We start from the raw sequence: 4,419 nt of genomic DNA, 5'->3' as shown, positions 1-4,419 counted from the left end.
TAAGGTGAAATGCTCCACTAGTGGACCGTTGCATCTAAATCTTCACACAATGTCACCTCACGCGAAGAGCGCGAAGCCGCGAAGTCCGTGTATCTCCTCCCAACCGGAACCCTTCGCGTCCTTCGCGGCTTCGCGTGCGACGGCAATCCTCCGCGCATCAGGACCCGCAACATAAGGTGAAACGGTCCACTAGTGGAACATTTATCTAATATTGCCTGTGCAATATCGCCTCTCGCGTTGAGCGCGAAGCCTTGATGCCCGTGTATCCCCCAATCAGAACCCTTCGCGCCTTCGCGTGAGGTGGCTATGTGCATCAGGACCCGCACGATAAGGTGAAATGCTCCAGTAGTCCCCCGGCTCCGGCAGGGAGTCAGGCCGTCCCTGCATCCTCCTGTGCGAGACAGACCCTGACCGGCACCTTCCCCTCGAGCGAATCCACGACCGGCGAGCGCCGGTAGCCGTGGTCCACGAGTTCCTCAAGTTTCTCCCGCGGTGCGTCCGCCTCCATCCGGACGGTCACCCGGACCTCCTCAAAGCCCGGCCGGACGTCGTCGGTGATCTCAAAAAGCCCCCTGAGGTCGAGGTCGCCCTCGACGTCGATCTCGATGGAATGGACCTCGACCTCGTCTTCAGCCGCGCTGTAGGCAATAGAGATCGCGATGCAGGCTGAAAGCGCCGTGAGCACCAGTTCCATCGGGCTTGGGCCCCGGTTGGTCCCGCCGATGGCACCCGGTTCGTCGGCCGGAATGGCGAAGTTCCTGACAATCGTGGTGGAGTGCGCACCGCCGTTCCAGCTGGTGATGCCGGAGAGGGTCTTTCTCCCCTCTGCCGGATCCTTTCGCATCGCCTCCACGCGGGCGTTCACCCGCTCCATATCAACTCCGTTTCGCATCATCATACCGAAAAAGACTCCTTGCGGGAACCTGCGCCCGCGGGGTATCACTCCGCTGGCCAATACCATGAACCCTGCCCTCAGATGACCGGTTCCGGCGGTTTCGACGTCGTCCTCATAAGTCGCAGCATCTCGTCGGCATCGGTCACCGGGATGTCACAGGCGTAGTTGGTGCAGACGTACGCCGTCGCTTTCCCTTCGATTGTCACGATATCCCGGGTAAACCCGGCCACCTTCGTGATCTCCGGTTCCTCGTCGTCAGAGGGCCGGAAGATGACGACGGCGTCTGGTGTATAGCGCGACCGGATGGCCTGGATCATCGCCCTGGTATCCTCTGCGTCCCGGACGCCCGAGATGATCACCTCGACGTTCGGTCCCAGCATGAACTCAAGGCCGGTGAGGAAGTAGGAGTAGGCGATGGGGGATTCCCGGACGGTACCGGCAAAGACACGACGGATCCGGTTCGCCATCTCCTCGAACTCAAGGTTCGCCGTCATCCGGCCGAGGAGGAAGAGGGCATACATGGCCACGCTGTTGCCGGAGGGAGTTGCCCCGTCAAAGACCGGTTTCTGCCGGACGGAGATCTCCACGTCATCAGGCGTGAAGAAGAACCCTCCGTGGTCGCAGTCCCAGTAGCGGGCAGAGAGGTCCCGGGCGAGTTCGACTGCAGTCCGGAGGTAGCCGGGAGCAAACGACGCCTCATAGACCTCGATAAGAGCCCAGAGCATGAACGCGTAATTATCAAGCGTCGCCGGGATGCCGGCCTCGCCGTTCCGGTAGCGGTGGAGGAGCCGCCCGTCCGGCCCGCGCAGCCGGGTGAGAACGAACGCGGTCGCCTTCTCTGCCGCAGCCAGGTATTCAGGGTCATCAAACGCCCGGGCCGCCGTCGCCAGGGCGGCGATCATCAGCCCGTTCCAGTCGGTGAGGATCTTGTCGTCCTTTACCGGACGGGCCCGCTCTTCTCGTGCCGCAAAGAGTCTCTGCCGGGCATTCTCCACGAACCATGCCAGGTCCTCCTCCGGCATCGAGAACTCATGTGCCCAGGACGCCAGCGGGCGCCGCAGGCGGAGGATGTTCTGTCCTGTCCTTCTGGCGCCGGGCTGCTCAAGGTAGTTCCCCGGCTCCGTGACGCCGAAGATCCGGGAGAACCGTTCCCCGTCCTCCTCCCCGAGTACCTGCAGGATCCCGGCCTTCGTCCAGATGTAGAATTTCCCCTCCACGCCTTCGCTGTCCGCATCCTCGGCCGAGTAGAAACCGCCGTCAGGGTCGGTCATCTCCCGCAGGACGTAGGCGATCGTTTCCCGTGCGGTCCTGGCAAACTCCTCCCTCCCTGTCGCGAGGTAGGCCTCCGTATACGCCATGATCAGGAGCGCCTGGTCGTAGAGCATCTTCTCAAAGTGCGGGACGAGCCACTCCGCGTCCGTCGCGTAGCGGTGGAACCCCCAGCCGATATGATCGAATATCCCGCCCCGCCGCATTGCGTGCAGCGTCTTCTCGACCATCGTATATGCCGGGGTTTTGCCGGTCCGGTGCCCGTACCTGAGCAGGAATATGAGGTTATGCGGGGCCGGGAACTTGGGCGCGTCCCCGAACCCGCCGTTCTCTCCGTCGAAGAGCCGGAACAGGGTATCGTAGGCGTCATCGAGGGTCGCCTCCGAGAGTTCGCTCTCCCCCGGGGGAGTGCGGGCCGCACTCTGAAGCGCCTCCAGCACCCGGCTGCCGGTCTGCTCGAGTTCCTGCCGCCGCGTCTGCCAGATCCTGCTGATCCGTGGGATAAGGTCTACGAGGCCGGTCATCCCGTAGCGGCTCTCCTTCGGGATATAACTCGCCGCAAAGAACGGTCGCCCATCGTGGGTCATGAAGATGGTGAGGGGCCATCCTACGGCAACCCCGCTCAGCACATGGGCGGCATCTATGTAGATCTGGTCGATGTCGGGCCGCTCCTCGCGGTCCACCTTGATGCAGACAAAGACGTCGTTTAAGAGTTTTGCGACCATGGGATCTGCAAACGACTCCTCTTCCATGACGTGGCACCAGTGGCAGGCCGAGTAGCCTATGGAGAGGAATATCGGTTTCGCCTCCTCCTTCGCCCGGAGGAATGCCTCCTCGCCCCAGGGATACCAGTCGACCGGGTTGTAGGCATGCTGGAGCAGGTACGGGCTCTGTTCGTGGATAAGCCGGTTCGGAGGTGACTCCTCCCGGGCTGGCGCTCCTGGTGTTTCCGGGTCATGTCCGCGTGCCGGGTTCATACCTCCTGACGTGCGGACGCTTGGTAATAAAGGTGACTCTCCCCGGCAGGATGGGGACGAACGGTACCCCGCGGGTTAACTGGGGTGGGTATGCTGAGTAACACCCGGCTTGGCCCGGTGCTTCAGTGCAGTTATAATCTCACGTGTACCCCGGGTTCGCTCATGCGAGAGGTGACGATCACTCCCACGCACCAGAACCCGCAAAATAAGGTGAATGGTCCACTACATTCGTTGATTCGCGCGAAGACCGTGTCGCCTAAATGAAGATGGCTCGATGCACCGGGCTCTTTGATCAAAAAAGGAGAATCCCCGTCACTCCGCGATGGGAATCTGCTTTACTTCTTCCGCGGCCGGCTGTAGGTAGGGGACGTCGACGGCGAGCAGCCCGTTCCTGAAGGTCGCCTTCGCCCTGTTGGGATCGACGGGACATCCGATCGCGTAGGTGCCGACGTACCGGACGTCGCCACGGGCTGCATCGATGGAGAAACTGGTCTCCTGCATCTTGAAGGTGATATCCTTCTTATCGACGCCCGGTAGTTCGATCTCGATATGAAGATTCTCTTCATTTTCATCTGAATAGGCACAGACATATGGTGCGACTCTTAATGCTGCCATCCTGGTAACCTCCTCGACGGCAACAGGGATGCAAGAGAGATATTTAATTGTTGTCCCCGGTCGCCCCCTCTCTTCCGGGGCGACAGATCCCGGACAGTGCCTGCACGCAGGATGCGAGGTTTTATCTTGCGGCGGCCGTTGAGTATCATGCATGAGCGAGCAGTTCATCTTCACCCGATACCGCACCGACTGTTACCACTGCGGCGAGGATGCCGACCAGATCATAAAAGCGGTCTCCGCGCAGGCGCAGGTGATCTGTTCAAACTGTGGATCGACCCGGATCTTCATTCCAAGGTTTGAGAACACGGAGGTGGTTGGTGTCTGCACGGCTCTTGGACGTTACGATATCTGGACCCTTGAAACCGGTGCACGGTGCAAAAATTGTGGGGTTGAAGGAGCGCACGACCTCGTGGTTGGGAGCAACCACCTTACAACCCGGTGCCGAAACTGCGGCTACACGCACTTCTACCGGTTCAACCTGGAGTATATCGGCCAGTGTCCCCTCGGCGAGGAGGGGGAGGTCAGCGTTCCTCCCGAACCATAGTGATGGCTTCCTTCGGGCACTCGTTTGCGCAGATACCGCAGCCCTTGCAGTAATCAAGGTCGATATTGAGTTCCTCGTCGATGACCCCGTCCGGGCAGTACTGGGCGCAGAGCCCGCAG

The 4,419-nt window shown here is 60.9% G+C and carries 5 protein-coding genes; 1 reads left to right on the top strand and 4 read right to left on the bottom strand.

The window, feature by feature from the left end; translation table 11 throughout:
* Positions 1–370 precede the first annotated feature (370 nt).
* From BP858_RS05375 to BP858_RS05365, 3 genes are all read right to left on the bottom strand, one after another.
* The gene (locus BP858_RS05375) at positions 371–898 is read right to left on the bottom strand and encodes an OsmC family protein (RefSeq protein WP_074175923.1); all 528 of its coding nucleotides are present in this window, start codon (positions 896–898) and stop codon (positions 371–373) included.
* A 74-nt stretch (positions 899–972) separates the two neighbouring features.
* Positions 973–3,141, bottom strand: a complete 2,169-nt coding sequence (locus BP858_RS05370; RefSeq protein ID WP_082864960.1) for a thioredoxin domain-containing protein — start codon at positions 3,139–3,141, stop codon at positions 973–975.
* A 312-nt stretch (positions 3,142–3,453) separates the two neighbouring features.
* Complete coding sequence (locus BP858_RS05365) at positions 3,454–3,756, bottom strand: Hsp20/alpha crystallin family protein (RefSeq protein ID WP_074175922.1); 303 nt, start codon at positions 3,754–3,756, stop codon at positions 3,454–3,456.
* A gap of 151 nt (positions 3,757–3,907) precedes the next feature.
* On the opposite strand from BP858_RS05365, the gene BP858_RS05360 reads away from it, so the two are divergent.
* Entirely contained in the window at positions 3,908–4,300 is a 393-nt protein-coding gene (locus tag BP858_RS05360; protein ID WP_062263519.1) for a hypothetical protein, read from the top strand.
* Here the strand turns inward: BP858_RS05360 and BP858_RS05355 are convergent.
* Positions 4,278–4,419: 4Fe-4S binding protein (locus BP858_RS05355; protein WP_286879046.1), on the bottom strand; the 142-nt coding region annotated here is incomplete at its 5' end. The genes BP858_RS05360 and BP858_RS05355 overlap by 23 nt on opposite strands.

This window comes from Methanoculleus sp. UBA413 (assembly GCF_002502935.1).
In the GTDB taxonomy this organism is placed as follows: Archaea; Halobacteriota; Methanomicrobia; order Methanomicrobiales; family Methanoculleaceae; genus Methanoculleus; species Methanoculleus bourgensis.
Note: the sequence above shows the minus strand (reverse complement) of the source record. Positions and strands in the feature narration are given on the sequence as shown.